The 26418-nt window shown below is 49.1% G+C and carries 28 protein-coding genes; 19 read left to right on the forward strand and 9 right to left on the reverse strand.

Annotated features, from left to right (window positions below):
• Positions 1 to 81: 81 nt before the first annotated feature.
• Both ACO6UY_RS18350 and ACO6UY_RS18355 read right to left on the reverse strand, forming a co-directional pair.
• Positions 82 to 1515: an AAA family ATPase gene (locus ACO6UY_RS18350; RefSeq protein WP_422490834.1), complete on the reverse strand. Its 1434-nt coding sequence runs from the start codon at positions 1513 to 1515 to the stop codon at positions 82 to 84.
• Positions 1487 to 2215, reverse strand: a complete 729-nt coding sequence (locus tag ACO6UY_RS18355) for a bifunctional DNA primase/polymerase (RefSeq protein ID WP_422463468.1) — start codon at positions 2213 to 2215, stop codon at positions 1487 to 1489. The genes ACO6UY_RS18350 and ACO6UY_RS18355 overlap by 29 nt, the downstream gene beginning before the upstream one ends.
• 138 nt (positions 2216 to 2353) lie before the next feature.
• Here ACO6UY_RS18355 and ACO6UY_RS18360 point away from each other — a divergent pair, with 138 nt between their 5' ends.
• The 10 genes from ACO6UY_RS18360 to ACO6UY_RS18405 all read left to right on the forward strand — a co-directional run bounded on the left by ACO6UY_RS18360 (position 2354) and on the right by ACO6UY_RS18405 (position 8781).
• The gene (locus ACO6UY_RS18360; protein ID WP_422445491.1) at positions 2354 to 3046 is read left to right on the forward strand and encodes a LexA family protein; all 693 of its coding nucleotides are present in this window, start codon (positions 2354 to 2356) and stop codon (positions 3044 to 3046) included.
• Between the two features lie 292 nt (positions 3047 to 3338).
• Positions 3339 to 3758, forward strand: a complete 420-nt coding sequence (locus ACO6UY_RS18365; RefSeq protein ID WP_422466846.1) for a DUF7173 family protein — start codon at positions 3339 to 3341, stop codon at positions 3756 to 3758.
• The gene (locus tag ACO6UY_RS18370; protein WP_422445495.1) at positions 3758 to 4204 is read left to right on the forward strand and encodes an ATP-binding protein; all 447 of its coding nucleotides are present in this window, start codon (positions 3758 to 3760) and stop codon (positions 4202 to 4204) included. Before ACO6UY_RS18365 ends, ACO6UY_RS18370 begins: the two co-directional genes overlap by 1 nt.
• On the forward strand, positions 4189 to 4485 hold the full coding sequence (locus tag ACO6UY_RS18375) for an AAA family ATPase (protein ID WP_422466848.1): 297 nt from the start codon (positions 4189 to 4191) through the stop codon (positions 4483 to 4485). The genes ACO6UY_RS18370 and ACO6UY_RS18375 overlap by 16 nt, the downstream gene beginning before the upstream one ends.
• A gap of 50 nt (positions 4486 to 4535) precedes the next feature.
• Positions 4536 to 4685: a DUF669 domain-containing protein gene (locus ACO6UY_RS18380; protein ID WP_422490836.1), complete on the forward strand. Its 150-nt coding sequence runs from the start codon at positions 4536 to 4538 to the stop codon at positions 4683 to 4685.
• Positions 4685 to 5044 (forward strand): hypothetical protein, encoded by a 360-nt coding sequence (locus ACO6UY_RS18385; protein ID WP_422490838.1) that lies wholly within the window; start codon positions 4685 to 4687, stop codon positions 5042 to 5044. The genes ACO6UY_RS18380 and ACO6UY_RS18385 overlap by 1 nt, the downstream gene beginning before the upstream one ends.
• A 221-nt stretch (positions 5045 to 5265) precedes the next feature.
• Complete coding sequence (locus ACO6UY_RS18390; protein WP_422490839.1) at positions 5266 to 6318, forward strand: hypothetical protein; 1053 nt, start codon at positions 5266 to 5268, stop codon at positions 6316 to 6318.
• A gap of 15 nt (positions 6319 to 6333) precedes the next feature.
• Entirely contained in the window at positions 6334 to 6810 is a 477-nt protein-coding gene (locus tag ACO6UY_RS18395; RefSeq protein ID WP_422445503.1) for a hypothetical protein, read from the forward strand.
• Positions 6800 to 8488 (forward strand): DEAD/DEAH box helicase, encoded by a 1689-nt coding sequence (locus tag ACO6UY_RS18400; RefSeq protein ID WP_422490840.1) that lies wholly within the window; start codon positions 6800 to 6802, stop codon positions 8486 to 8488. The genes ACO6UY_RS18395 and ACO6UY_RS18400 overlap by 11 nt, the downstream gene beginning before the upstream one ends.
• A 32-nt stretch (positions 8489 to 8520) precedes the next feature.
• A complete protein-coding gene (locus ACO6UY_RS18405) occupies positions 8521 to 8781 on the forward strand; it encodes a pyocin activator PrtN family protein (protein WP_422445507.1) in 261 nt (86 codons plus the stop codon).
• Positions 8782 to 8910: 129 nt separating this feature from the next.
• On the opposite strand, the gene ACO6UY_RS18410 is transcribed toward ACO6UY_RS18405, so the two are convergent.
• Both ACO6UY_RS18410 and ACO6UY_RS18415 read right to left on the reverse strand, forming a co-directional pair.
• Entirely contained in the window at positions 8911 to 9204 is a 294-nt protein-coding gene (locus tag ACO6UY_RS18410) for a type II toxin-antitoxin system RelE/ParE family toxin (RefSeq protein WP_422445509.1), read from the reverse strand.
• Positions 9197 to 9442: a type II toxin-antitoxin system ParD family antitoxin gene (locus ACO6UY_RS18415; RefSeq protein WP_422445511.1), complete on the reverse strand. Its 246-nt coding sequence runs from the start codon at positions 9440 to 9442 to the stop codon at positions 9197 to 9199. The genes ACO6UY_RS18410 and ACO6UY_RS18415 overlap by 8 nt, the downstream gene beginning before the upstream one ends.
• A gap of 235 nt (positions 9443 to 9677) precedes the next feature.
• On the opposite strand from ACO6UY_RS18415, the gene ACO6UY_RS18420 reads away from it, so the two are divergent.
• Positions 9678 to 10019, forward strand: a complete 342-nt coding sequence (locus ACO6UY_RS18420; RefSeq protein WP_422445513.1) for a type II toxin-antitoxin system RelE/ParE family toxin — start codon at positions 9678 to 9680, stop codon at positions 10017 to 10019.
• 12 nt (positions 10020 to 10031) lie between these two features.
• On the forward strand, positions 10032 to 10313 hold the full coding sequence (locus tag ACO6UY_RS18425; protein ID WP_422445515.1) for a Fis family transcriptional regulator: 282 nt from the start codon (positions 10032 to 10034) through the stop codon (positions 10311 to 10313).
• A 120-nt stretch (positions 10314 to 10433) separates the two neighbouring features.
• Here ACO6UY_RS18425 and ACO6UY_RS18430 read toward each other — a convergent pair whose 3' ends face one another.
• The gene (locus ACO6UY_RS18430; protein ID WP_422463472.1) at positions 10434 to 11645 is read right to left on the reverse strand and encodes a tyrosine-type recombinase/integrase; all 1212 of its coding nucleotides are present in this window, start codon (positions 11643 to 11645) and stop codon (positions 10434 to 10436) included.
• Positions 11646 to 12064: 419 nt separating this feature from the next.
• Between ACO6UY_RS18430 and ACO6UY_RS18435 the strand changes: the two genes are divergently transcribed.
• The 7 genes from ACO6UY_RS18435 to ACO6UY_RS18465 all read left to right on the forward strand — a co-directional run bounded on the left by ACO6UY_RS18435 (position 12065) and on the right by ACO6UY_RS18465 (position 23690).
• Positions 12065 to 12412, forward strand: a complete 348-nt coding sequence (locus ACO6UY_RS18435) for a hypothetical protein (protein WP_422445521.1) — start codon at positions 12065 to 12067, stop codon at positions 12410 to 12412.
• Between the two features lie 16 nt (positions 12413 to 12428).
• Entirely contained in the window at positions 12429 to 12677 is a 249-nt protein-coding gene (locus tag ACO6UY_RS18440) for a LexA family protein (RefSeq protein ID WP_422445523.1), read from the forward strand.
• Between the two features lie 237 nt (positions 12678 to 12914).
• Entirely contained in the window at positions 12915 to 15623 is a 2709-nt protein-coding gene (locus ACO6UY_RS18445) for a type I restriction-modification system subunit M (RefSeq protein ID WP_422490842.1), read from the forward strand.
• On the forward strand, positions 15614 to 16858 hold the full coding sequence (locus ACO6UY_RS18450; RefSeq protein ID WP_422490844.1) for a restriction endonuclease subunit S: 1245 nt from the start codon (positions 15614 to 15616) through the stop codon (positions 16856 to 16858). The genes ACO6UY_RS18445 and ACO6UY_RS18450 overlap by 10 nt, the downstream gene beginning before the upstream one ends.
• 81 nt (positions 16859 to 16939) lie before the next feature.
• Entirely contained in the window at positions 16940 to 20017 is a 3078-nt protein-coding gene (locus tag ACO6UY_RS18455; RefSeq protein ID WP_422490845.1) for a type I restriction endonuclease subunit R, read from the forward strand.
• Positions 20018 to 20731 (forward strand): M48 family metallopeptidase, encoded by a 714-nt coding sequence (locus ACO6UY_RS18460; protein ID WP_422490847.1) that lies wholly within the window; start codon positions 20018 to 20020, stop codon positions 20729 to 20731.
• Positions 20732 to 20933: 202 nt separating this feature from the next.
• Positions 20934 to 23690 (forward strand): KGGVGR-motif variant AAA ATPase, encoded by a 2757-nt coding sequence (locus tag ACO6UY_RS18465; RefSeq protein WP_422490848.1) that lies wholly within the window; start codon positions 20934 to 20936, stop codon positions 23688 to 23690.
• Positions 23691 to 23952: 262 nt separating this feature from the next.
• On the opposite strand, the gene ACO6UY_RS18470 is transcribed toward ACO6UY_RS18465, so the two are convergent.
• The 4 genes from ACO6UY_RS18470 to ACO6UY_RS18485 form a co-directional block, all read right to left on the reverse strand.
• The gene (locus ACO6UY_RS18470; RefSeq protein WP_422445537.1) at positions 23953 to 24081 is read right to left on the reverse strand and encodes a hypothetical protein; all 129 of its coding nucleotides are present in this window, start codon (positions 24079 to 24081) and stop codon (positions 23953 to 23955) included.
• The gene (locus ACO6UY_RS18475; protein WP_422445539.1) at positions 24059 to 24631 is read right to left on the reverse strand and encodes a hypothetical protein; all 573 of its coding nucleotides are present in this window, start codon (positions 24629 to 24631) and stop codon (positions 24059 to 24061) included. The genes ACO6UY_RS18470 and ACO6UY_RS18475 overlap by 23 nt, the downstream gene beginning before the upstream one ends.
• Before the next feature lie 245 nt (positions 24632 to 24876).
• Positions 24877 to 25119 carry a hypothetical protein gene (locus ACO6UY_RS18480; protein ID WP_422445541.1) on the reverse strand — a complete coding sequence of 81 codons (243 nt, stop codon included), beginning with the start codon at positions 25117 to 25119 and terminating at the stop codon, positions 24877 to 24879.
• Positions 25120 to 25332: 213 nt separating this feature from the next.
• On the reverse strand, positions 25333 to 26418 hold a 1086-nt coding region (locus tag ACO6UY_RS18485; protein ID WP_422490850.1), incomplete at its 5' end, for a hypothetical protein.

Raw genomic sequence — 26418 nt, forward strand, 5'->3', positions numbered from 1 at the left:
AATATAAAGAATCCTCATAAGTTATTAAGAAAGGAGGCAATTGACTGTTTTTTAAACAGTACATTACCTCACCCGAGCCCTTTATTTTTTCTCTGAAATCACAGACTGACCTTTTTCAGAAATAGAGATAAACGGCGCATCCATCATCAAAAACTCACACTCTACCAAGGCATCAAATGTGCGAGACCAGTTCTTGCTGGATATGAAACCCTCCCGAAAACAGGCATCACGCAAATTCCTTGTTTCGATCCTGGCAAGGCCGGGACTTCTGTCGGCTCTAACCAGTGTCGCTTTTGCTTCACCAATCAATCTTTCCAGTGTTTGGATGACCCGCTTTTGCTTTTCCCCGATCCGAATTTCTGCCTGTAACCGGCCTTGCTCTCGAATATGTTCGCGGTTCTCTTGCTGCTTGATCTTCAGTGCATTGGCTTTATCCAGGTATTGCAGAACACAGCTGTATTGCGGCTCGCCTTCTTCGTCATTGAAGGGCAGACGCACAGAGCCAAACTGAAAGTTCATTTCATCCGGCTCATCAGCGTCCTTCATTTTTTTGGGGGTAATCTTGATTTCATCGTCTGCTTTAACCACCGCATACTCGGCATCCAGCGCACCTTTGAGCGCACTGTTACCCCGGGCGCGATCTTTCGAGCCCACGCCGGTATGATGGACGATCAGTACATTGCAGCGATATTTTGAACGCAGATACTCATCAATGTGACCAATAAAGGTGCTCATTTCCCGAGTTGAATTTTCATCCGCAGGCCCGAAGTTTCTTGCCAGGGTATCAATGACAATCATGGAAGGCGTAACACCTCCAGTATCACTGACTATTTTTTCAATGCTGTCACTGACCGCCCGGGCACTGGCCAGACTGGTCAACGCAGCGGAACACTGACTGATATACAGCGGCACATTGCGCAGGTTGTAGCCATAAAAGCTCTGCCAGGCCATAAAGCGACGGGAGAGGCCATTGAAGCCTTCCCCGGCAATGTAAAAGACAGGCCCCGATTGCTTGACAGGTTTGCCATGCCAGTCCTTGCCTGTCGCCACACAGCAAGCAAGATCAATGGCTGAGAAGGATTTCCCACAACCTGGTTCTCCAAACATCAGGGAAAGGCTGTCCATTTCCAGAAAGCCCTTGATCAGCCAGTTAATTGGTTTCACGCCTTTAACCAGTTCCTCTATATGGCTAAAAGCGAACTCTGGCTTACTGCTGGGCAGTGGCTCAATAAGAATGGAGGAACCAGGGTTATTGTTGTTATGGGTGCGGGAAATGCTGGCAATGGTGGTATTCAGCTCAGCATCAGACAACGGTGGATTATTAGACTGGTTCCATTGATCCAGAATGGCTTTGACTTCTCTGAGTGAAGAATTCTGCCGGAGCAACTGGCCAGCCATACTCGCTGCTGCATTATTTCTCCCCTGTCCTTCTGCCAGATTACTTCCGTCGTGTGGTAATGGGTATTGATCCGTGGAGAACCCCAGGTCACCCGTTGGCTTCTGCAGCCTGCCCATTGAAGCCATTGATGGTGGCAATATCCACAGGCATCAGCATGGGCAGATCGTGCAGATCACTGATATCCATATACCCGTCCGTTTCCCATTGATAGAGTGTACCGTCTGCATGGGTACTGCCGGGCGCTACTACATAACCACCAATGCCGCGCAGATCGATCTTGTTTTTTCTGACTGAGTTATGAACGGGATAGTCCGGGTTGACCCGAAAGTAGTAGTGCTTGCCTTTACTGGTGGTTGCTCGCAATGGCGTCCGGGTAATGGCACCTTCTTCAATAAACTGCACCGCTTCTTTACTGTCCGCATCCACGACCACCACACCGTATCCGGTAATGATCGCCCAATTGGTATGTGGGTAGAGGTTGGTCCAGTTATCAATGGTGCTGTCGTCCGGTGCTTTATCCTGATACTGCTTCCAGCGAAACCGGGGAGCTTTTGGCCATTCGACGTTTGCTTTCTCTTTATCTCCTGAACAGCGACCGTCTACAAACCATGCAGGCGGTTCTTCAAATGGGGAACCGAGTGGCACAATAGAGAGACCGGCTTCATTCAGCTTCCACGCTTCCGTGGTGGTATTGGGAAGTGTCACATCCATATTATTGTCCTTGTGGCGATGTCCATTTTTCAGAGACAAAAGCGTCCCTGCCCGTGATCGGGTTAGTTTTTTAAAATGGGTAGAGCGTTGCGGCGGGTAGTCCATTATCGTCGTTTCATGGTCGCCTCCTGCGATTCAGACGAATAACGCCCTAAATATGTACCACCATGATACTTTAATAACAAGTACAATTGTATTATTTTGATGGTGTATCTTTTTGGTGTTGTACGGTTTAATAGAGTCATGGACATACAAGAAATAAGACGCCACAACGCCCGCTTGCTGGCCGAGAAAGGAAAAACACTGGCCAACTTTGCGGAAGTGATCGGACGCCCCGCCACTCAGGTCAGCCGGTTTATGGGCAAGAACCCGACACGCAGCATCGGCTCCAAAATTGCCCGGGAAATTGAATACGGCTTCAATAAGCCCCACGGCTGGCTGGATATCTACCACGAGACCGCCAACGACTCCCGCCAACTGAAAACCCATGGCAACCTGCTAGTCTCGGGCTATGACATTGAAGGCACCCGGAGCATTCCGGTCATTTCCTGGGTACAGGCGGGTGACTTTAACGACAATGGCAGACTGTACGCCCCAGTGGATGACACCACCGAATACACCGCCTATCACGGCCGGATCAGCAATGGTGCCTATGCTTTGATTGTTCAGGGTGACTCGATGGTCAGCCCATATCCTGGGCAAATGAGTTTTCTTCCGGGCAGCCGGGTGGTGATTGATCCCGCCCTGGAACCACAACCCGGGCAGTACGTGGTCGTTCGCCTGCCGGGAACCGATGATGTCACCTTAAAACAATTGGTGCGGGATAATGGCCAACTGTTCCTCAAACCACTGAACCCGCAATACACGACCATGCCATTCCCGGAAGACGGTCATATTTGCGGTGTCGTGGTCAGCATCAATACCAAGCTCAGTTGATACATTTCTCAATTTATCTTCCCCCCCCTCTTAGCCAGAAGGGGGTTTTGTATCAAAAAATACCTTTCCCAACTCACTGATCTTATTTCGCATTTTCATTATTTTTATAAGATGTATCTTTTTGGTATTGACATACAGATCAGTTAAGGAACATATTTGATAGCAGATGGCTGAACGGATGTACGCCATCGATTCAACAGACGAACTCACCCTGACACTGAAAAACAGGCCACTGATGCCTGCCGGGTTCGTTCGCCCTGAAGAAAGCCAATAACAAAAAGGATGACACTCTATGAAAGAAAACCCCTCCACTGCCTCGCCCCTCCCACTGGACCAACTGGCTCATGAACTGGAAGTTGCCAAACAGGCAGAAAACCAGGCCAGAGAGCAGCGCATGGCTATTGAGCAGCAGCTCTGCAAGCTGGTTGGCACTAAAGAAGAAGGCAGTTTTTCGGTCAAAGGCGATTACTACAAGGTGACCACCGTCGCCGGAATGAGCCGTGTCGTGGATTCAGAAAAATGGGCGGCCGTTCGACAACAACTGCCTGCGGATATCGCCCAATCGGTGATCCGTAGCAAACTGGAAGTTAACACCCGGCAATTGAAAAGCCTGCAACAACTGAATCCCGCCCACTACCAGCTGGTCTCCCAGGCCATTACTACCAAACCAAAGAAAGTCAGCGTCAAGTTTGAACGGCTGGAGGTTCAGTAATGGCTATTTCACTGGAATCCATCAGCCGCTCTACCGGCATCAAGGCTCCCCGGATTGTGGTTCATGGTGGCCCAGGGCTTGGTAAAACCACCCTGGCCGCCGGTGCACCGAACCCGATCTTTATCTGTACCGAAGATGGTTTGGGCAAACTGGAAGTCGACGCCTTCCCCATGATGCAGTCATTCCAGGATGTTCTGGATGCCATCACGGTTCTTTACTCATCCGACCATCACTATCAGACGCTGGTGATCGACAGTCTGGACCATCTGGAACCGATGATCTGGCAGCACCTGTGCGATACGTATGTTGGCTCAAAGGGCGAACGGTACCAGGCCATTGAAGACTTTGGTTATGGACGAGGCTTTCTGGAGGCGCTGAATCTCTGGCGCCAACTGCTGGATGGACTGGAAGCCCTGCGTAACGAAAAGGTATGGCCTTTATTCTGATCGCCCATTCCGAGATCAAACGGTTTGAGAGCCCGACCACCGACAGTTATGACCGGTACCAGATCAAGCTGCACAAACGGGCTTCTGAACTGGTGCAGGAAACCGTGGACTGCATCTTGTTCGCTGATTACAAGACCGTCATCGAAAAAGAAGAAGCCGGTTTCAATAAAACCAAAACCCGGGGTATCAGCACCGGCCAGCGTTACCTCTATACCGAAGCCAAACCTGGCTTTATCGCCAAGAATCGCTATGGACTGCCAGCAGAACTCCCCCTGGACTGACAGGCTTTCAGCGACGCTATGACCTCAAGCCACTGAATAAGGAGATTGAAATGGCACAGTTAGGTTTTAATGCAGACGACTACGATCCAACGGATGAGTTTGAGCCCCTGCCGCCCGGTGAATACCTGACCATGATCACTGAGGCCTCCCTGGATAATACCAAGTCCGGTGGCCAGATGGTGAAGCTCACCTACACGTAATGGAAGGCCAGTTTGAAGGCCGCAAGCTCTGGTCTCAGCACAATATCGTCAACAGCAGCCCAAAAGCGGAGGAGATTGGCAGGAAAGAGATCAGCCGTATTGCCCATGCGGTTGGCCAGCCCCGGATTAACGACACCGAACAGCTGTTACAGCAGGTGATCCGAATCGCTGTTGTGTTGAAACAAGACCCGGGCTTTGGTCCAAAGAATGAAGTCAAGAAGTGGATCAGTGCCGGTGGTCAAACCATGCAGAGCGCACCTGCACCTCAGCAGCAGACACCTGCCCACAATCCGGCACCTGCCCAACAACTACCCCATCCGGCGACTCAGTACGCAGCACCGCCCTGGGGGCAGAAGTAACTCGTCATTAGTACCAAGGGGGCTTTGCCCCCTTCATTCAGGGAATGAAATTTATGTTTTTTAATTCTACGGGCACCTCCGCCCGGAAGCTCGATAGAGCAAGATTTACCAAACGACGACCTTCCAAAACAGAGAGAAAGCGAAAACGCAAAGCCCAGCGAATGGCCCGACGGTTAAACAAAAAGCAGAAATAGGCTCAGAGCCAGGGAAGGTGAAGCATTGTGAAAATCCCCGAACCCAACAAAACGACCATCAAAGCGATTATCCGGCATTATGAGGACAACCAGGGTGGTGCATTCCGGGCGCATCTGGGCGGTTCAATTATTGGTCGCCCCTGTGACCGGGCGCTCTGGTATACCTTTCGCTGGTGTACTGATGTGAAGCATGGAGGCCAACTGCTGCGACTGTTCCAAACGGGTCATCTGGCAGAAGAACGGTTTGTTGCTGATCTGCGTAATGTGGGCATCAAAGTCTTTGAAACCGATCCAGCCACTGGTAAACAGTTCAGAATCTCGGCCTGCAACGGGCATTTTGGTGGTTCATTTGATGGTGTGGGCCAGGGCTTTATTGAAGCCCCCAGGACCTGGCACCTGATTGAGATGAAAACCCACAATGAAAAGTCCTTCAATAACCTGGTTAAAAAAGGTGTAGAGGAAGCCAAGCCAGAACACTTTATACAGATGCAGGTGTATATGTACCTGGCAAACCCTCAGCTGACCCGAGCCTTCTATATCGCCGTGAACAAAAATACGGATGAGCTGTATGGTGAGCGGGTTCGGCTTGATCCTGTTATTGGCAAAGCAGCCATTGAGAAAGCGGAATGCATTATTGCCAGCGACCGTCCTCTGAGCAAAATCAGTGAAGACCCCAGCTGGTACCTCTGCAAATTTTGCGACCATCAGGCCATCTGCCACGGACAAAAAGCCCCTGCGGTTAATTGTCGTACCTGCCTGCACAGCACACCCGTTGAAGATGGCCAGTGGCACTGCGCCCGTCATGATATGGAAATCCCGGAATCGGTTCAGATGTCAGGTTGTGAACTCCACCTCTATAACCCTTACCTCTTAGAGCAATTTGCTGAGCCCATTGATAGCGATGAGTTTTGGATACGTTATCGCCTGAAATCAACGGGCGAGGAATTCATAACTGGCACAGATAAAGGCCAGCTCTCCTCTCAGGAAATTCAGGCAGTAGAAGACAAGCGCCTGCTGACGGATGAAAAGCTGGCAGGACTGAAAACCCAGTTCGATGGAACGATTGAAAATAATCAATGAGAAGGAAAATGAGCTATGGATCATTCAAAACGCTATCGCTTCATACCAGCCAGCACACCGCCTGCGGCAGATCAAATTGACCTGATCGGCCTCAATTCAGAAAGTGGACTCTGTATCACGGATTATCAGCAAGGTAATTTCTACCCCCGGGTTACCCACTACCTGATCGAAGATACAGCACCGTTTGAGCAATATGCTCAAGCCGCTTGCGATGAAACCATCAACGACCTGGAAAAACAGTTAGAACAGTTTCAGAACCAAACCATCCAACTCCGGGACTTGTTCGCCATTGCCGCCCTGATGGCTGAGTTTACCTGTAACCGTGGCAGCGCCATTGAACCGGCGGTGAATTTTGCTTACACCATTGCGGACAAAATGCTGATGGCCAGGGAAGCTGACGACAGAAAACCAACATCCGTCGACCGTAAAGCAACAGAACGAGTGGCCAATAAGATCATCAACCAGATGAAGGGCTTCGACAATGGCTTTTGAACTCCGCTGGTACCAGCAGGAGGCCATTGATGCGATCTATCAATATTTCAGTGCTTCTCAGGGTAACCCCTTGGTCTGCGTCAGTACCGGCGGCGGCAAGTCAGTGATCATCGCTGACTTTATCCATGGGGTTTTACAGCACTGGCCAGACCAGCGCTTCCTGATTCTCTCCCATGTGAAAGAGATCATTGAGCAGAACCATGAAAAAATTGTCGCCCAATGGCCAGAAGCACCAACGGGCATTTATTCTGCAGCTATGAACTCCCGCAACACTAACGCTCAGATACTGTTTGCCAGTATCCAGAGTATTCATAAACGAGCAGAACAGTTGGACCATTTTGACTTGCTCATTATTGATGAATGTCACCTGCTCAATAGTGAAAGCTCAGAGACGATGTACTCCCGCCTGATTGCAGGCCTGCGAGAGATCAACCCTACACTGAAAATAGTCGGCTTCACCGCCACCCCTTACCGGATGAAACAGGGCTTGCTCACAGAAGGCAAGAAGCCGCTCTTTGATGAAATTGTCTATGAGACAGACATCCAGCGACTAATTGACGATGGACTTCTATCTCCCCTGCGCTCCAAGGCTGGGAAAGACAAGATTAACCTTGATGGAGTCAGAACCCGGCAAGGTGATTACCTCACCAGCGATATGGAAGCCGCAGTCAACAAGAACGATGTCACCGAAAAGGCCGTGGCTGAAATAATCCAGTATGGTAAGGAGCGTAAGGCATGGCTTATCTTCTGCGTCACTGTCGTCCATGCTGAACAGGTTAAGGAACTTCTGACAGCTGAAGGCATCAAGGCCGAATGTATCACTGGAGAAACCCCAAAAGATGACCGGGCCCAGATACTGGCGGACTATAAAGCAGGCAAGATAAAAGCCCTCACCAGTCAAGGCGTCCTGACCACCGGCTTTGACGCACCTTTAACCGATATGATTGCCCTACTCCGCGCCACCAAATCACCCGGACTTTACGTGCAGATATTAGGCCGAGGTCTGCGGATCAGCTCAGACACTGGCAAGACTGACTGTCTGGTTCTGGATTATGGCGGCAATGTCGAACGGCATGGTCCCATCGACCGAATCACCGTTGACCATATAAAAGCAGGCAAAGGCAACGGAGAGCCGCCGGTTAAGGAATGCCCGGAATGTTTTGAGCTAATCCTTGCAGGCCTGCGGGTTTGCCCTGCCTGCAACTATGAATTTCCGGAACGGGAGAAGCATGAAGCAGAAGCTTCCACCGCCGCACTGTTGGCCAACCAGGTCAAACCAGAATGGCTGGAGGTGGATAAAGTTTTCTACAGCATCCATGAAAAGTTTGGCAAGCCCCCTTCCCTGCAGGTCACCTATCGCTGTGGCTTTGACACCATTCGGGAGTGGGTCTGCTTTCAGCATGGCGGTTATGCCCGGCAGAAAGCGGTCATGTGGTGGGTAAAACGACTGGAACATGCACCAGTCCCAGAACTCACGGTGGATGCTTATCAGCACTTGACTATACAGAATGATATGAAAGAGCCCTGTCGTATCGAGGTACTTCAAGAGGGCCGATGGCATCGCATAAAAAGCTTCGACTTCACCATAAAACCCGATACGCCCAGTGCCTGGAACCATAACCCTGAAGAAAGACCAAAGCCGACTCAGAACCGTGCCTGCCGGGATGGACGTTTTTGATACGGATATCAATTTTTAAACAGGAGAAAACCATGAATACCGAACTGATGCTCTTCGCCAAGTATGAAAAGCCCTACGTGCCACTGGAAGACGTTTGCCAGGAGTTCTTTGGCATGTGTGAAAAACGGGCGAAGCTGGCTGCAGCCTCTCAAAAGCTGCCGGTTCCGGTGGTGCGTACCATGAACAGCCAGAAATCGCCGTGGATGGTGAAAATTTCAGACCTGGCAGTTTATATTGACGCCCGGCATGAGCGATACCGGAAGACGTGGGAAAAGGTCCAAGGTGTTATTTAAGGGTGTTGCCGGTCAGTAATACCGGCATTACTTTTCCCGCTCTGGAATCACAACCACCTCAATATTATTTTCCCGGCATCGCTCAATCCTTGAACAAAACCAGCCCTTGCTCTCTTTAGCTGCCAAGCTCTATACATTCAAAGCTTCGACAAAATCCTGCCTTCCCAAAATACGAACAATCAAAACCCCATCGTCAAGCTCAGAGTAATAGACAGCATGCACTCCATACACACTACGCCGATAACCTTCACGAATATGACGGATAGCAGGATAATGATTTGGGTGACGCGCGAGTGAGTTCAGATGCGTTTCCAGGCCATCCAGATAACGACTGGCTTGCTCATACCCGAAGCAATCAAGACCAAACTCAAATATTCGCTCAATATCCTGTCCGGCCTCCACCGATAGATGGTACCTAGTCATGCTTGACTCTCCGGGCTAATACACGATCCCGGATATCATCTACTGTATCGTTGCTGATCCCGCTGTTTTCACCGGCAATAAGCGCACTCCGAAGCGATTCTGTCGCCTCCTGACGCCGCCTGGCCTGACGAATCAAGTCATTCACCACTTCACTTTTACTGCCATACTCGTCGCTCTCAACCTGAGCCTGCAACCATTGGTCATTGGGTGAGGTGAGGGTAATACTTTGCCTGGCCATGGGTCATCTCCTGCCTATCCATTGTGGTGCAATATTACACCAGATTAGCACAAATGTGACCATTGGCCAGATGTCTCAGGAATGAAAGCGAAAGGTGGGAACAGGTTCATGACATGCAACATTACTGCCGGTAGATCATCTTACCGGCAAAACCCGGCTATATTTATGATCCTTCCTATATAAATTTGACCTGAAGTTTTTTTCAGCTAGAATGTACCTAAAATGGTACAAACCAATGAAAGTGATTTCTGTTCGATTCTACGCCACACAATCGGGCCATGAACCAGTGCTTGACTGGCTAAAGGCTCTAACCCGCGAAGATCGCCGGACTGTGGGGCAAGATATCAAGACTGTTGAAATCGGCTGGCCTATTGGCATGCCGGTAGTTCGAAAGCTGGATAAGGGGCTTTGGGAAGTGCGCAGTGACCTGACAGGCGGCAGAATTGCCCGTGTACTGTTTACTGTCGCTGACGGTGAAATGGTGTTACTGCACGCCTTCATTAAGAAAAGCCAAAAGACCCCGGCCAGTGATCTTGAGTTGGCGAAGTTACGGCGCAACGACGTATTGAGAAAATAAAAGGAGGCAACAATGAGCAATCCTCACATCGGAAGCAACTTTGATGACTTCCTGGCAGAAGATGGCCTATTGGCCGAATGTCAGGCTGAAGCCATGAAACGGGTTATTGCCTGGCAGATTGATGAGTACCTGAAGAAAGAAGGTGTGAACAAATCCGCTTTTGCCAAACTGCTTGGAACCAGTCGCTCACAACTGGATCGGCTGCTTGATCCAGACAATACAAGTCTGAATCTCAGAACATTGTCCCACGCGGCCGAAGTGATGGGAAAACGATTGGAACTCAGGCTGGTATAGGCTGAACCCGGCATTAACGCTTGCTTTGTCGCAAGATTGGCCATTTAAAACGTATGAGTAACCGGTGCGCTGATCTTGCGAAAAGCGGGAGGAGTATTATTGTCCATAACGATAGGGCTATTAGCGATACAGCACAATAATATCTGCGCTGTGCTCAGCCCCTTTTACAATTCCCTGCTGCCAGCGAGAATTCAGACACTCATTTCTGGCCCAATAATTCTCTTCCATTGCCTTACAAACAGCCCAGTAATCCGGTGGATTCCGATGGATCAGGTGGGTATAACGGCGCAGGTTATCCCAGGTCTTATGACCACTACGAATGGCCACCTCCGGAATACTCATTTTCTGTTCAAAGAAGCGGGAAATGCCCTCATGGCGGAAAGAGTGAAACCGCAACTCCGGGAATCCCAGCGCCTTGGTTCGCTCTGAAAATTTGGTTGATATCGACTGCGCCTTGTAAGGAAAAATCCGGTCTTCACCTTTAATCCTGGGCTGCATGGCAATGATCTCTAGACAGACCGGGCACAATGGCACTTTCTGGTGATTGCCGTATTTCTTCTTGGGGTCTTTCCTGTCCCGGATAATGACCTCGCCGTTTTCCACATCCAGGTCGCTGTAGCGAATATTGCAAATCTCCCCTTCCCTAAATGCACTGTATATGCTGAATAACATCAGATGGTGGTAAGGTACTTTTGCCCTTGGGTTGTTGTACCCCTCCAGAAACTCTTTATAAAGCAGATACAGCTGATGCTCTGTTGGGCGCGTATCGTCTTCTTTCGACTTGCCCACCAGCTTCAGCTTCCAAAGCTCTTTCATCAGATCATCGGTAATAAACCGTCTGAAATACAGGCCAACCCGTTTTTGAAAATCCAAAGCACGACGCAACACAGATACATAAAGATGGTTGGTGGCAGGCGTTACTTTTTCTAATCGCTCATCCAGAAGATCAATCAACATATCTCCAGTAATTTCTTTTGAGCGTTTCTCAGTTAACCAGCATTTTTGCCAGAATTTGATGGCCTGCATATCCCGATAACTGATTCGGCTCTTTTTCGGAGGCGATTCCATTTTCCGGCAATACGCTTCCAGATACTGATTCAAAGTAATATCGCCTGACCTGGATTTAGCAGACTCATATCGAAGGCTGTCCTGCTCGGCATTTAACGACTGTTCCTGCATTTCTTCTTCAACGGCTTTTGCCCAGGCTCTGCCTGATGCTTTATCTGGGAAAGTCAGGCTCTCCGTAGCGGAAAAGTGTTTCTTGCGAACAGTCACCACATAACGATAAACATTACCGCTTTTCCGCTTCCTTTTTTGGCAGGAAATAGTCATACAACAATATCCCTATGTATCAAATTATTATTTTCAGGTTGCAATTTAGGTTACAAATAACGTCTTTATATGATACTAAATGATACTTAATCGTTATAAAAGGGATATTTAAAGACGACAAGAATCAATAAGTTACATAATATACAACTACTGACTCATGATATGTGGTACGAATTTCATTCGGACAATTTTGACAATGAAATCAATGAGTAAGACTGATTGAAAATTTTTTAGGTTACAATTTGATTGTAACCTGAGCCTCAAAAACGGTACCAAACCGTACCTTTGCTGCAATTTGTGGTGAATGTTATACGGGAAAATGGTGCCGTTTTTTTGTATCTTTTTGGTACAGCTTGGTTTTCCCACAACCATCGAATAAACTCCCACCTCAACCACTGCATAAGAAGTGCTTTCAAACCATGAAAACCCGCGACCTGCTCAAACTGCCTGACCTCAAACTGGCCCAGGCCATCAGCACCATGAAAGGCAAGGAATGCGAGAAACACGCCAGGAACTACACCAAAATTCTGGGCATAGAATTTGAAAAAGCGATTATGCACGCCACCCACGCCGCCATGTTCAGCCAGAGTGACGAACCGGTCAAACTGCGCACCTATAAAGCCATAGTGGATCTGGTGGATAGCGATACTGAATACGGCGAAAGGGAAGCAGCGATTCTTGCTGCCCTGCTGTTAGCCCATATCAGTAAGAAAATGAATCGGGTGCAGTCACTTGTTTCTCAAACGCAACCATTCACCATGTTGTGAAATTCAAACACTAACTATGAGTTCAAAGAAACCACCCTATACGCCACTGCAAGGCCACTACCTGTCGTTTATTTACTACTACACGAAGATCAACGGCATGCCACCAGCAGAAAAGGATTTGCAGCGGTATTTTCAGGTTACCCCACCCACCGTGCATCAAATGGTGGTGAAACTGCACCAGCTTGGCCTGATTAGTCGGGTACCTGGACAAGCCCGGACAATGAAGGTGGAGCTACCTGTTGAAGAGTTGCCCTTTCTTGTTTAAATAATCCGTTGGTTGCGAAATTAGCTCAGAACCTGTTCATACCCAAAGTGGACAGCTTTTCCCTTTCCCTTCGCAAATGCACGACTACCACCAAACACCTTACCTGCGTACAATGACTGATTACCCAAAACTCCACCTCTGAGCTATCTGGTCCCATGCTTCCCAAAGTCAATAAAAGACGGCGGTAAAATCCACGGGCGGTAGCGTCGATTCATATCATCTTCTGTAAAGCTCCCTATGGCGATTAAAAAATCTGAACTGTACTCATCTCTCTGGGCCAGCTGCGACGAGCTGCGGGGCGGGATGGATGCCAGCCAGTACAAAGACTATGTGCTGGTGATGCTCTTTGTGAAATACATCAGCGATAAATTTGTCGGCCAGTTCAGCCCGCCGGTGAAAATCCCGACAGGTGCCACCTTTGCGGATATGGTTGCCCTGAAAGGCAAGCCCACCATAGGCGACGACATCAATAAGAAAATCATCATTCCCTTGCGTGATGCCAACAAACTCACCGGGATGCCGGACTTTAACGATCCGGACAAACTCGGCAGCGGCAAAGAGATGGTGGAAAAACTCACCAACCTGATCGCTATTTTTGAAAGCAAAGACCTGGACTTCAGTAAGAACCGGGCCGATGGCGACGATATTCTTGGCGATGCCTATGAATACCTGATGCGTCACTTCGCCTCTGAAAGTGGCAAGAGCAAAGGGCAGTTTTATACGCCGGCGGAAGTGAGCCGCATACTCGCCAAAGTGATCGATATTGAGAAAATCGATAGCCGTGGCTATTCCGTGTACGACCCGACCTGTGGTTCCGGCTCATTACTCCTGAAAGTGGCGGACGAAGCCGGTGAACACGTTTCCCTCTACGGCCAGGAGAAAGATGCCACCACCAGCGGCCTGGCGCGGATGAACATGATTCTGCACAACAACCCCACCGCACAAATTCGCCAGGGCAACACCCTGGCCAACCCGCTGTTTACCGAGGGTGACAGCCTGAAAACCTTTGACTTCGTGGTGGCCAATCCGCCGTTCAGCGATAAACGCTGGGGCAGTGGTGTGGATGCGGAAGAGGACCCGCACTACCGTTTCCAGAGCTACGGCGTGCCACCGGCCAAGAACGGCGATTACGCTTACCTGCTGCATATTATCCGCAGCCTGAAAAGCCATGGTAAAGGTGCCTGTATTCTGCCTCATGGTGTGTTGTTCCGGGGTAATGCCGAGGCGACGATTCGTCAGTCCCTGGTGGAACGGGGTTATATCAAAGGCATTATCGGGCTGCCTGCCAACCTGTTTTATGGCACCGGCATTCCGGCCTGTGTGATTGTCATTGATAAAGAAGGCGCGGCGGCGCGCAAAGGCATCTTTATGGTGGATGCCGGTAAAGGCTTTATCAAAGATGGCAATAAGAACCGTCTGCGGGAGATGGATATCCATAAAATTGTCGATGTGTTCAACAAGCAGATCGCCATAGACGGTTACAGCCGTATGGTGAGCTACGATGAAATCCGCAAAAACGAATTCAACCTCAATATCCCCCGATACATTGATAGCTCCGTGGCGGAAGATATTCAGGACATCGATGCCCATCTCCACGGTGATATTCCCAAGGTGGATATTGATGCCCTGCACCACTACTGGCAGGTATTCCCGACCCTTAAAACCACGCTGTTTGCTACCGCTGCCCGCTCGGCGGATTACTACTCCCTCCAGGTCAGTACCGACACGCTGAGGCCAACCATCTACGAACATGCGGAATTTGTCGCTTATATCAAAGCGATGAACCAAGTATTCAGTGGCTGGAAAACCGCCACCCAAACCTACCTGAAACAACAGGATGACGGTTGCAAACCGAAGGCGATGATTGAGGAGATCAGCGAATCACTGCTGAGCGCCTACACCGGCAAACCGCTGCTGGACAAGTACGATGTTTACCAGCACCTGATGAACTATTGGGCGGATACCATGCAGGACGACTGCTATCTGATCTCTGCCGATGGGTGGGCAGCGAAAACCTATCAGATCGTCGAGGTTAAAAAAGGCAAAGAGGTGATTAAAGGCTGGACCTGCGACCTGATTCCCAAATACCTGGTGATTAACCGTTACTTTGCTGAAGAGCAAGCTGCCATTGATCAGCTGATTGCCAATAAAGAGCAGCTGGAAAGCCAACTGGAAACCTTGCAGGAAGAGCACAGCGGCGAAGATGGGGCATTGAACGACGTTGGCAGTAAAGCCGAAGCTGCTGCGGCACTGATGGAATATCAGGAGTTGGCGTGGGCCGCGCTGGATGCCGTTACATATCAGGAATATTCCGTTCTGCAAAAGCGGCTGGAAGCCACCATTGAGGATTTCACTGAGCTGAAAAACGACAGCTTTCTGGATGTCCTGAAAAACAGCAAAGGTACCATCACGGCCAAAGTGGTGAAGGATCGCCTTAAGCGCACAGACGACCGGGAAGAAACAGATACTCTCAATGAGTTCCTGACCACCGAAGCCACTATCAAAGAATGGCGCAAAACCTGTCGGTTGCTCTGGTCGGATGCCCTGACGCTGATTGACCGAACGATACGTCCCAACAACGAAGACCGGGACAATCTGAAAGAGATTGTGGTGCTGAACCGCTATCTGGAATTGCTGGACGATATCGCCACAGAAAAAAGGGCGATCAAACATGAAGAGCTGGAACTGGATAAAGCCCTGTATGAGCACTACCCGGCGCTGACAGAAGACGAGATCAAACAGCTGGTGGTGGACGACAAATGGCTAATGACCATTGACCGGGATGTGCATACCGAGATGGATCGCATCAGCCAGCGGCTGACCCAGCGGATTAAAGAGCTGGCGGATCGCTATGAAACCTCGTTGCCGCAATTTAACCAGCGGGTGGTGAGGCTGGAACAGGCGGTGGGTAAACATCTGGTGAAGATGGGGTTTGTATGGAACTGAAGTCAGAGCATAAACACACTGTGACCAAAATAGTTCCTACTGACTGGGAGGTCTCTACCATTGGAGATGTTACTAAGTGGGTTTCTGGTGGTACCCCTAATAGGGGTAATGCTGAGTACTGGGAAGGTTCTATACCTTGGATAAGCGGATCAACCTTAAAGTCTTTAGAAATCTCAACATCCGATCAGTTTCTAACAGAACAAGGAGTAGAAGCTGGTAGTAAAATGGCACCCATAAATGCAACACTTCTATTAGTACGTGGAAGCGCTTTACACTCTTGCATACGAGCAGGTTTGGTTGTTGCCCCTGTCAGCTTTAATCAAGATGTAAAAGCTCTTATTCCTGATCGATCAGTCAATCCAAAATATCTAACCATATACTTATTGGCAATGGAGAACTCTCTACTTAAGTTAGTTAGTTCTGCGGGTAACAGCGCTGGTGTTTTAGACACAGGCTTAGTCAAAAATTTTGTTTTTTTTAAGCCTCCAAGACATGAACAGGACGTAATTGTTGAAGCTATAAGCGATATGGATGCCCTAATCCAGTCGCTGGAGCAGCAGATCATCAAAAAGCAGCAAATTAAGCAAGGGGCTATGCAGACATTGCTTAATCCTTATGAAGAGAACAGAAAATTAAAACAAGGGTGGGTAAAAAGGCAGCTTTCATCTATTGCCAATGTAATAGACCCTCATCCAAGCCATCGAGCACCACCCGAAGCCAAGCACGGCATTCCATTTCTCGGAATTGGTGATTTTGATGAACATGGTAATATTATTAGCAAGAACCCTAGGATTGTTAGCTCCCTAGTTCATTCTGAGCATTCAGAAAGATATGATCTAACAAAAAATTTGATAGGTCTTGGCAGAGTGGCATCAATAGGAAAAGTTATTCGTTTACAGTCAACTTTACCTTTTGCTATTTCTCCAACATTAGGGGTGATTGAAGCCGTTAACGTAGATTCTGAATTCCTTTATCAAGCGTTAAGATCTAATTATGTAGTATCGCAGTTTTCGAAAACTATGAGTGGTTCAACGCGATCCTCTGTTGGCATGGAGGTACTCAGAAAACTGAGTATTGCAATGCCAGAAGAAGGTGGTGCTCAAAAGAATATTGCACAGGCTCTAGTAAATATGGATGCAGATCTATTAAATCTTGCAAGCAGGTTATCTAAACACCAAAAACTCAAACAAGGCATGATGCAAAACCTGCTCACCGGCACCGTCCGCCTCGTTTAACCAACCCTTACCCCCTTCAACCACCGGCAGCACACTATCCACACCCTGCCGGTACTTCCCCCTATTTTCAAGGAGAACGCCATGGCTGGCTCCGGTACTGTGACCAAACCCGAACGGGCCACCCAAAACCGGGTGGTGAAAACCCTGTTTCAGAATCAACTGGGCTATCACTATCTGGGCGACTGGGAAGACCGCCCCAATAACAGCAATGTGGAAGAAACCCGGTTAACAGGCTTTCTGGCGGGCAAAGGCTACAGCAACGAAGCCATCAGCCGGGCAGTAACGCAACTGCAAGCCGCCGCCAGCGAACAGAGCAAAAGCCTATATCAAAGCAATAAAGCTTTTTATGAGCTGCTCCGTTTCGGCGTCAAGGTGAAAACGGATGCAGGCAATCTTACCGAAACCGTCCAGGTGATTGACTGGCACAATCCCGAAGAAAACGACTTTGCCATTGCCGAAGAGGTCACCGTCTTTGGTGAACGGGAAAAACGCCCGGATGTGGTGCTCTACGTCAACGGTATCGCCGTGGCGGTGCTGGAGCTGAAAAACAGCCGTGAATCCGTGGGCAAAGCCATACGACAGAGCAATACCAATCAGCGGGACGATTTTATCCGCTCCTTTTTCAATACCGTCCAGTTTGTCTTTGCCGGAAACGATTCGGAGGGTTTGCAATACGGCACCATCCTGACGCCGGAAAAGTTCTTCCTCACCTGGAAAGAGGACGAGGCGGACAACAGCGGTTACAAGTTGGATAAATACCTGGGCAAACTGTGCGAGAAACGGCGGTTTATTGAGCTGCTGTACGACTTTGTGCTGTTTGATGGCGGCATCAAAAAACTGCCACGGGTGCATCAATACTTTGGGGTGAAAGCGGCACAGGAACATATCCGACGGCGGGAAGGCGGGATTATCTGGCACACCCAGGGCAGTGGCAAAAGTATCACCATGGTGTTGCTGGCCAAGTGGATTCTGGAGAACAAGCCCGGTGCCCGGGTGCTGGTGATTACCGACCGGGTGGAACTGAACGACCAGATTGAGCGGGTGTTTACCGATGCCGGTGAAACCATCTCCACCACCAGCAGCGGCCGTGATTTGATGGCCCAGCTTGGCCAGGCCAAACCCCGGCTGATCTGCTCGCTGGTGCATAAGTTCGGCCGCCGGGAGGTGGATGACCTGGATGCCTATATCAAAGCATTGGGCAAGCAAGAGCGTCACGCCGTGGGCGATATCTACGTGTTTGTGGATGAGTGCCATCGCACCCAGAGTGGCAGTTTGCACCGGCTGATGAAGGCGATTCTACCCGGTGCGCTGTTTATTGGTTTTACCGGCACGCCGTTGCTGAAAAAGGATAAAGCCACCAGCCTTGAGGTGTTTGGCAAATACATTCACACCTATAAGTTCAACGAGGCCGTGGAAGATGGTGTGGTGCTGGATTTGGTCTATGAGGCTCGGGATATTGACCAGCGACTGAAATCCCAGGGCAAGGTGGATGAGTGGTTTGACGCCAAAACCAAGCCGTTGAATGACTACCAGAAATCCGAACTGAAAAAAATGTGGGGCACTATGCAAAAGGTGTTGAGTGCCCGCTCCCGGATGAATGTGGTGGTCAGCGATATCATTCTGGATTTCAATACCAAACAACGGCTCAGCTCACAGTCGGGTAATGCCATTCTGGTGGCTTCCAGCATTTATGAGGCGTGCAGGTATTATCAGATCTTTCAGGAGACGGAGCTGAAGGGTAAGTGTGCGGTAGTTACCTCCTATAACCCACAAACCAAAGATATAGCCACAGAAGGCACCGGCAATAATACCGAGACGGATAAAGAGTTTGTCTTCCGGGTGTATGAGCAGCTGCTGAAAGATGTAAAACCGGATGCGGGCAAGACCAGGACTGAAACCTACGAATCCAGGGTAAAGGCACTGTTCACCAAAGAACCGGCCAATATGAAGCTGCTGATTGTGGTGGATAAGCTGCTGACCGGTTTTGATGCGCCCAGCTGTACGTATCTTTATATTGATAAATCCATGCAGGATCACGGGCTGTTTCAGGCGATCTGCCGGGTGAACCGACTGGATACGGAAGATAAGATCAACGGCTATATCATTGACTACAAAGACCTGTTTAATAAGGTGGGCAAGGCGGTTGCCGTTTATACCAGTGAGCTGGATTACGACGACTTTAAGGAAGAGGATTGTGAGATTCTGCTCAAGCAGCGGCTGGAAGAAGGTCGGGAGCGGCTGGACAATGCCCTGGAAGCCATCGAGATGCTGTGTGAGCCGGTGCCGCCGCCCAGGGGGGATCTGGAGTTTATCCATTACTTCTGTGGTAATAGCGAGATGGCGGCAGACCTCAAGGCAAAAGAACCTTTGCGGGCTGCGCTCTATAAATCGACGGTGGCGCTGATCCGGGCTTATGCCAATATTGCCGATGAACTGGTGGCTGCGGGTTATACCGCTGAGCGGATTGAGCATATTAAAGAGCGGCTGGATTTTTATGTGAAGCTGCGGGAGCTGATTCGCCGTTCCAGCAATGAGGTGATTGACCTTAAAGCCTATGAAGCGGATATGCGTCACCTGATTGATACTTATATTCAGGCGGATGATTCGGTGGAGATTTCCCCGTTCAAGGATACGCCGCTGATTGACGTGATTGTGCGAAGTGGTATGGCCGAGGCGATCCGGACAGAACTGGGACGGATGAAAGGCAATCAGCGGGCGGTGTCGGAAGCTATTGAGAATAACGTGCGCAGCCGCATTATCGAGAGCCAGCTGAATGACCCGGCCTATTTTGACAAGATGTCTACACTGCTTGATGAGCTGATTCGCCAGCGCAAGCAGAATGCCATTGAATACGAAAAGTATCTGCAGGAAATTGCCGAGCTGGCGAACAAAGTCGTGACCGGGCAAAAGGATGATATGCCTGCGGCGTTGGATACTCCGGCGAAGCGTATGCTCTACAATAACCTGGGTGAAGATGAGGCGTTGGTGTTACAGGTCGATGCCGCCGTTAGAGCCAATCTGATGGATGACTGGCGTGGGAATGAGGCCAAGGAGAGCTATATACTCAATGCGCTCTATGAGATTCTGCAAGATGAGGATGAAACGTTTCGTGTGTTCAATCTTATCTCTAATCAGCACGAGTATTTATCAGGAGCCTGAATGCCCGAAATGACGTTAGGAGGTATTGATATTGAAGTGGTGCAAAAGAATATCAAAAATGTTCACCTGAGCGTTTTGCCACCGGAAGGTCAGGTTCGGGTTTCTGCCCCGCTGCATATCGATCAGGAGACCTTGCGGGCCTATATCATCACCAAACTGCCCTGGATCAGAAAGCAGCAGCAGAAACTGCAAGCCCAGGTGCGGGAAACGCCACGGGATATGGTGGGTGGTGAAAGCCATTATTTTAACGGGCAACGTTATTTATTAGAGATTGTCGAGCGCGATTCGCCGCCGGAGGTGGATTTAGGCCACCATACGATCACGCTGTCTGTGCGCCCCGGCACAGACCCGGATAAGCGACTGGCGATTTTGCGGGAATGGTACCGGGCAAAGCTGAAGGAGCGGCTGCCGCCGATTATTGAACACTACGAAAAACTGATGGGTGTGAAGGTTGCCGAGTTTGGGGTTAAGCAGATGAAAACCAAATGGGGTACCTGTAACCCTGCTGCGGGCCGGATTTGGGTGAATCTGGAATTGGCGAAAAAACCGGCATCGTGTCTGGAATATATTGTGTTGCATGAGATGGTGCATTTGCTGGAACCTTCTCATAACAAGCGGTTTAAATCGTTGATGGAACAGTATATGCCGAACTGGCGCGGTTATCGGGATGAGTTGAACAGTTTGCCGGTAAGGTATGAGGATTGGGGGTATTGATGTCTCTGGCCTGTTATGTCATGGCCGGTAGAAGTCTTGTTTATTATGTCGAAAATTGAAAATCCGGTGCCCCGCGCGATACCTTCCAAAGTAAATTAAACCAGGTTTGGAGATATGGCGCTGATGTTGAAAAAACGGAAGATCATACTCGTATTATTAAAACCCTTGAAAATATCTGTAACTGGATAAAGGTGCAGCGTTAATGAATCTCTATAGCTGGCTGGATGCCGAACGACTGCTGGCATCCAATACTCAGAATTTTACCTATTTCCCAGAGGGTATCGCGGATATCCGCGCTTACAGTGAAGCGATTGAAATAGACCTTGTCGGTGATAATCAAACCATTGCCCTTGATTTTATAAAAAACGTATTTGGCAATAGCTGGCAGGCTGATGAACATAAGATAGAGCTGGCTTATGGTCCACAAAGCTCGATGGATGTTGAAATCATCACGCAGTGTGAAGAACCGGGCGAACGTCATCCAAGACCGCTTTGGAAAGATCTTGGTTATGAGGCCGCAACACAAGTACTTCCCAAAACCCCTGAACCTTTCGAGGGTCAGTGCAAAGTCGCAGCCTTTCACTCCTTTAAAGGCGGCGTGGGCCGTACCACTTCCTTGTTGACATGGTTCAAGGCGCTTCAGGTGAATTTCCACCGTGAAAGCAAGCATAAGAGATTAAAAGTATTGCTTGTCGATGCTGATCTTGAGGCACCGGGGCTGACGTATTTGTTCAAGGACAGCGATAAGCCGGATGTTTCATGGATTCAATTTTTGGAAGCCAGCCACTATCCGGCGGTTGATGAGTCAGAAATGGTAGCCTCCTTCGCTAAAGAGCTTGATCGCTACACGAAAAGCGAAGCCGGGTTTGAGTACTGCTTGCTTCCTGCGTTTTCGAGCACCAGTGAATCGGGCATGGCTCAACTAATGAACATTTCTGTACGACCAGAACACCTGGCCCGATCTTATGAACAGCCCTGGCGTTGTACCGATATGCTGCAAAAGCTGGGTAATCAACTCCAGGCAGATATCATCCTGATTGACCTGAGAGCCGGACTCAGTGAACTTTCCAGCCCGCTGCTGTTTGACCCAAGAGTTGAACGTTTCGTGGTGACTACGTTGGCTGAGCAAGCGATTATGGGTACGGAATTTATTTTGAATCGCCTGACTTCCCTGGCGAATAATCAAGAGTGGCAAAAACAGTTTGGTGAAAAGACCTTAGACCCTCGCGTCATCACAACCTTTATCAATAAAGAGTTCAAAAAAACGGATCAATACAAAGTTGGTCTTGAGCGGTTGAACGCCGCTTATATGCCTGATAAATACGCTGAAGATAACACTAATGCCATCGACGGCCTTGAGATTATTGAAGGTGAGTTCAGCTCTCAACTCTTAAATCTGGGAACACTGGACAGTGCACTTTCGGTCATAGAAAATGCCAGCCCTTTGCTCAATGAAGGGCTTAACTGGGCCAGAGACTTCTTTAATTCTGAGAACCAGAAACCAACTCAAAAAACTGATGCCTACGCTTGTGGGGGAGAAGATAGTCCGGCAAACAAACTTTACGAATTAAGCGCCCAGCTGGTTTATGCCGAGCAGGGTAAAACGGATAAATTGCTGTTAACGACACCTCTGCGCAACCTTGCACAGCGACACGCCAGCAGCTTGCCGCAGATTGTTTCGATTGGTGCCAAAGGTTCCGGTAAAACATTTAACTACATTCAGCTATGTCGGCGTGGAAACTGGAAGAAATTTCTGGAAGAAGCAGAAATCAATGTTGATCGAAATCAGTCCTCTCGGTTAACAAGCACGTTTATTCTGCCCTTTACTCATTCAAAAAATACGGTCGATGATGCTGAAGATGCAATAAGTCAAGCTCGACTTTCTTTCTACAAAAAAGCAGGTGCACAAGACTCATTTAAACAGAGCAAGTTCATACGCATTAAAGATGCTGCCTTGCGAAACCCGACAACAGACTGGCTGGCATTTTGGGAAAAAAATATTATCGACCTTCATAACCTGGGAGGTCAGATCACTGATTTTGAAGCCTTGAACGATGAGATGAAAAAACAGGAACTCCAGACCATTGTCGTTATTGATGGTATCGAAGATCTATTCCCGGAGGTCGGAGACTCTGAACAAGAAGCACTGGCTGTAAAAAATCTGCTTGAACTGCCCAACCGGTTACGTGAAATACGCAATTGCGCTATCGGTATTGTCATCTTTATTCGTGAAGATTATGTGGAAGCGGTCACGGCACAGAATCTTGGCCAATTTGTCGAACGTTATGAACCTTACCAACTGCAATGGGATGCGGATGCGTTTCTACGACTGGTTTACTGGACTTGCGGGCAGGCTGGTTTAACGTTTGCACAAGACCCCGTTGCCAATCTGACAACCCGTGAAATATCGGTAAAACTCCATGTATTGTGGGGTTTGAAACTAGGTAGCCCTTCATCCCGGGAGGCTTACTCTGTGCGCTGGGTTTATGCAGCGTTGTGTGATCTGAAGGGACGTTTACAGGCAAGGGACGTTGTCCGCTTTTTAAAATATGCCAGTAAAAAAACTCGTGATTCAAGCAGCGTAAGCCAATTGACGGATCGCGTTTTAATGCCTCAGGCTATGCGCAATGCTATGAATGAATGCAGTTTGGAAAAAGTTGAGGAAGCGAAAAAGGAACTGGCGGTTTTAGGTGATTGGATTAAAAAATTGGCTAATATTGAGCCTGATAAGAAAACAATTCCATTTTCGGCGAAAGCTATTGACGCCAGCATGGAACAGCTTGAGAAATTGATCGAGTATGGAATTGTCTATGAAGATAAAAAAATTACTGAACCCCATCGTTACTATCTGCCAGAGTCTTATCGACAAGGGTTGGGATTCACCATGTCTAAAGGTGGTCGGCCCAAAGTTCAGGCTATGCTGAAGGACTCTCTGGGCAAAATTCCGGTTGATCCATGAAGAATCAGGGATAGTCAACACCCTTCTATGCTGTAGTGCTCTATCAAATCTCTACTACCTGCTGCGCCAAGTCTGGCGCAGTCCCCATTATCTCTCCATCCTGAATAAACGCCTTCACACCAACGTTCACAAACTCCACCTTAACTACTAATCACCGAACCATCCCGAAAACCCGGGTCGCGAACCGGGGTCGGGTCTTGATTCTTGATCTGATCGTCTTACACTTTCGCTTCGTACTGCGCCAAATTTGGCGCAGCTCCTTTTATTTCCCTCCCTGAACAAAAGCCTTTAGACTAACTCCCACTGACTCCCCTTTCACGGTAATAATCGAACCATCCTGAGGATCTGCCTGACTGGTGCCATTACCGTTATTGGCGGTGATGCCAGCCAAAACTTCCACTCCTCCAAGTATCAATGCCTTGAACTGCTGCAGGATATTTATGTAGTTGACAGATTCTCCAAAACCCTTGCCAATCAATAATGATCAAGCCGGTAAAGCTCCATGAGAAGCTATCAATATCCAGGCTAATTTCCATTGAGGGTAATTCTATCGGTGTCCGGGCAGGCAAAACGACAGTGGTAATTATGTTCATTAGCAGATAACTCTCCCTGATCTCTGGCTGTTCCGGCTCCGGCTTTTCCACAATAACCGGGTCTGTCTCGCCGCCATAGTTGCCGGTAACGCTCTCATCCTTGGCTTTCTGGCCGAAGCCCCACGGCAGGATAACCGGCTGATCCTCGGCTCTGTTTTTCTGGAAGGCAAAGCGCCGCTTGCTATCCCTTGGCTGAATAACCTTGGCATCAACTGATCGTCCCATTCGGAAATAAACAGCAGGTGTGGTTTCGGGCGGATAGGGAATGCCAGCAAAGCGGAAGTTAAGGAGGCTCGGTATCAGGTAGCCAAGCTTCTCTATCTGATGAGCAGGACTGAACTCATCCACTCGCCGGAAACTGCTGATCTGGTTGCTGTCTCTTACTAAAGTTCGGTTCCAGAGAATACGATCTTTCTCATCCTTTGCCTGAATGGAATGATCCCATCGCTGTGACTTATGACCATCTATGTTAACAGCCTGCTGCCAACGCTCGTCAGCTGTCGCCTATTTTTCCAGGCTGTCGCTATGACTAAAACTGACCTGAACTTCCTTTTTAGCCACTGCCCCCCAAAACAGCCCAAAAGGTGAGGCTTCTACAGACCTTGCCTGCCGACTACTTTGTGACCGGGAAGAGCTGATAGGCCGGTGGAATAAACCGCCGCTCTTTGCTGCTGTCGGCCAACGGCTTTTTTCCAGTTACCCTGATAAAACCGGATAACTGAAGGTGGCGGAACAAAGGCATATCTTGCTATCGGATAAAAGCCAAAGTCAGCACCCGGCTTATATGCATCAAGACCGAAAGCGAAATCAACCGGAGCTGTAATTACATAAGCCATAAATTATTGATTTGGGATAATAGTAGGATTAACCGGCCCATGGGCTAGTGGTCGACTGAATGGCTTTGCCTTGAACTTTGCAGTGCCTACACTTTAGTTCTGATTAATACATTATTTAAAAATACTTCAAAATAATTTTTGTCTTCAGACAAAGAGAATCGCTTCCTGACAAGAAGAGAGTTCCAGCCTTTTGCTTAAAGTTTTTCACTGCCATCAGTCAGCATCCCCCCGGATCTGTAGCTTGCTGGTAAAAATAATCGCCCACTTGCCATAAATAGCCCCCTTGTTGGTCGCTTCTACCGGGTAGTTGATGGTGTTGTATTGGGCAGTTGTCTGGTCTCTAACCCGGTCATCCGTCCACTTTGGATCGCCGCTATCCCATACCTTCTGGCTGAAAAAGTTTTTCACTCTGGCCTGAAGATCGCCATAGACCACCGCACTGCTGACCGAGGTTTCGCCTGCGGGCAAATCCCATGGCACCGGGGAGATAATGGACAGGTCACCGTTGATCTTCACATCGCTCAATACGCTCATGTGCTCCACCCGATCCTTGATGCTATAGGGTGCCGATAGCGGGCTACTGTCAGCATCAATCAGGCTCAACGGCTCGGCAAAGGTCACGGTTCCTGCCTCCCGGTCACTGGTATACTGGTCAGGAGACAAATACTTACCATTAGCATCAATAATGGTAATGTCTGCCTGATGATCTCGGGTAAGGTTTACCACTTGGCCTGCCGTTGGTGTACCAATATCGGTGGTTGCCGAATGACTTATAACCACAATATCCCCGGCTCGATAGATGGGAACCTTGCCATCGGGAGGCAAACGCACCGGGTCAAGGCCGATCAGTTCAGCATCGAGCGGCAGGCTGGTTTCCACCACGCAGTTGTAACGAACGCTTTGCGGGATGACGTAGATTGGCTTCTTTTCAGGAGAGTTTCCATCAGTAAACTCAATCTCGCACCAGCCAATCGTAACGTCAATGTTTCCTGCCACCTCTGAAGTTTTGAAGTCGCCATTAAAGTCAGCTGTCGCAGTAATGACATCCCCGGTATCCACCCGCACTGCCGTTAGCTGCAAGCTGCCCTGTCGAACAGGAGCACCGGGAGTACGGAAAGCCACCGCATTTATGCCAAAGCCGACCCCGATGGTGGCCGCTGCCTGAATGGTGGCCGTATTGACGGTGCCAGATGGGTAGCTGGCCAGTGTCGCCAGCCCGCCGCTGTAATCGACCCTGCCAACCTGAACACCGGCATTGGTTTCTGTGCTCAGGTTTTTATAGAGAGAGCCATCCCGGTC

The organism is Endozoicomonas sp. ALE010, assembly GCF_049310165.1.
GTDB lineage: Bacteria > Pseudomonadota > Gammaproteobacteria > Pseudomonadales > Endozoicomonadaceae > Endozoicomonas.

What these genes read in the sequence shown, in the direction of transcription:
- ACO6UY_RS18350 (WP_422490834.1), bottom strand. Translation starts at nt 1,515, where the DNA reads ATGGGCAGGCTGCAGAAGCCAACGGGTGACCTGGGGTTCTCCACGGAT.
- ACO6UY_RS18355 (WP_422463468.1), bottom strand. Translation starts at nt 2,215, where the DNA reads ATGGACTACCCGCCGCAACGCTCTACCCATTTTAAAAAACTAACCCGA.
- ACO6UY_RS18360 (WP_422445491.1), top strand. Translation starts at nt 2,354, where the DNA reads ATGGACATACAAGAAATAAGACGCCACAACGCCCGCTTGCTGGCCGAG.
- ACO6UY_RS18365 (WP_422466846.1), top strand. Translation starts at nt 3,339, where the DNA reads ATGAAAGAAAACCCCTCCACTGCCTCGCCCCTCCCACTGGACCAACTG.
- ACO6UY_RS18370 (WP_422445495.1), top strand. Translation starts at nt 3,758, where the DNA reads ATGGCTATTTCACTGGAATCCATCAGCCGCTCTACCGGCATCAAGGCT.
- ACO6UY_RS18375 (WP_422466848.1), top strand. Translation starts at nt 4,189, where the DNA reads ATGGCCTTTATTCTGATCGCCCATTCCGAGATCAAACGGTTTGAGAGC.
- ACO6UY_RS18380 (WP_422490836.1), top strand. Translation starts at nt 4,536, where the DNA reads ATGGCACAGTTAGGTTTTAATGCAGACGACTACGATCCAACGGATGAG.
- ACO6UY_RS18385 (WP_422490838.1), top strand. Translation starts at nt 4,685, where the DNA reads ATGGAAGGCCAGTTTGAAGGCCGCAAGCTCTGGTCTCAGCACAATATC.
- ACO6UY_RS18395 (WP_422445503.1), top strand. Translation starts at nt 6,334, where the DNA reads ATGGATCATTCAAAACGCTATCGCTTCATACCAGCCAGCACACCGCCT.
- ACO6UY_RS18400 (WP_422490840.1), top strand. Translation starts at nt 6,800, where the DNA reads ATGGCTTTTGAACTCCGCTGGTACCAGCAGGAGGCCATTGATGCGATC.
- ACO6UY_RS18405 (WP_422445507.1), top strand. Translation starts at nt 8,521, where the DNA reads ATGAATACCGAACTGATGCTCTTCGCCAAGTATGAAAAGCCCTACGTG.
- ACO6UY_RS18410 (WP_422445509.1), bottom strand. Translation starts at nt 9,204, where the DNA reads ATGACTAGGTACCATCTATCGGTGGAGGCCGGACAGGATATTGAGCGA.
- ACO6UY_RS18415 (WP_422445511.1), bottom strand. Translation starts at nt 9,442, where the DNA reads ATGGCCAGGCAAAGTATTACCCTCACCTCACCCAATGACCAATGGTTG.
- ACO6UY_RS18420 (WP_422445513.1), top strand. Translation starts at nt 9,678, where the DNA reads ATGAAAGTGATTTCTGTTCGATTCTACGCCACACAATCGGGCCATGAA.
- ACO6UY_RS18425 (WP_422445515.1), top strand. Translation starts at nt 10,032, where the DNA reads ATGAGCAATCCTCACATCGGAAGCAACTTTGATGACTTCCTGGCAGAA.
- ACO6UY_RS18430 (WP_422463472.1), bottom strand. Translation starts at nt 11,645, where the DNA reads ATGACTATTTCCTGCCAAAAAAGGAAGCGGAAAAGCGGTAATGTTTAT.
- ACO6UY_RS18435 (WP_422445521.1), top strand. Translation starts at nt 12,065, where the DNA reads ATGAAAACCCGCGACCTGCTCAAACTGCCTGACCTCAAACTGGCCCAG.
- ACO6UY_RS18440 (WP_422445523.1), top strand. Translation starts at nt 12,429, where the DNA reads ATGAGTTCAAAGAAACCACCCTATACGCCACTGCAAGGCCACTACCTG.
- ACO6UY_RS18445 (WP_422490842.1), top strand. Translation starts at nt 12,915, where the DNA reads ATGGCGATTAAAAAATCTGAACTGTACTCATCTCTCTGGGCCAGCTGC.
- ACO6UY_RS18450 (WP_422490844.1), top strand. Translation starts at nt 15,614, where the DNA reads ATGGAACTGAAGTCAGAGCATAAACACACTGTGACCAAAATAGTTCCT.
- ACO6UY_RS18455 (WP_422490845.1), top strand. Translation starts at nt 16,940, where the DNA reads ATGGCTGGCTCCGGTACTGTGACCAAACCCGAACGGGCCACCCAAAAC.
- ACO6UY_RS18460 (WP_422490847.1), top strand. Translation starts at nt 20,018, where the DNA reads ATGCCCGAAATGACGTTAGGAGGTATTGATATTGAAGTGGTGCAAAAG.
- ACO6UY_RS18465 (WP_422490848.1), top strand. Translation starts at nt 20,934, where the DNA reads ATGAATCTCTATAGCTGGCTGGATGCCGAACGACTGCTGGCATCCAAT.
- ACO6UY_RS18480 (WP_422445541.1), bottom strand. Translation starts at nt 25,119, where the DNA reads ATGGCTTATGTAATTACAGCTCCGGTTGATTTCGCTTTCGGTCTTGAT.